Raw genomic sequence first — 464 nt, 5'->3', positions numbered from 1 at the left:
TGTCAGCCGTTCGAGTGTCCTGATCACTTCTACGTAATTGGCGGGATGGATTTCGGATGGGATCACCCACAGGCGCAAGTTCAGCTTTGGTGGGATAAGGAGGCAGACACAATCTACGTTTCACGCGTGTGGAAGGCGAAAGAAAAAACAGCCGTTCAGGCGTGGGGAGCCGTTAAATCATGGGCGCATAAAGTGCCAACCGCATGGCCTCATGATGGAAACCAGCACGAGAAGGGCGGCGGTGAGCAGCTCAAAGGGCAGTATGCAGACGCTGGATTTATGATGTTGCAGGAGCATGCGACATGGCCTGATGGCGGTAACGCTGTTGAGCCAGGCATCACTGAATTGCGCGACATGATGCTCGATGGTCGCTTCAAAGTATTCAATACCTGTGAGCCATTCTTTGAGGAGTTCCGCCTCTATCACCGTGATGAAAACGGGAAAATCGTCAAGCTTAACGACGA

At 52.4% G+C, this 464-nt stretch carries 1 protein-coding gene; it reads left to right on the top strand.

Annotated features, from left to right (window positions below; all coding sequences use genetic code 11):
- On the top strand, window positions 1-464 hold a 464-nt coding region (locus ABZJ92_RS22285; RefSeq protein WP_458694112.1), incomplete at both ends, for a phage terminase large subunit family protein.

Origin of the sequence: Shigella sp. FJ200513, assembly GCF_040495915.1 — a bacterium.
In the GTDB taxonomy this organism is placed as follows: Bacteria; Pseudomonadota; Gammaproteobacteria; order Enterobacterales; family Enterobacteriaceae; genus ECMA0423.
This window is presented reverse-complemented; position numbering and strand designations above follow the sequence as displayed.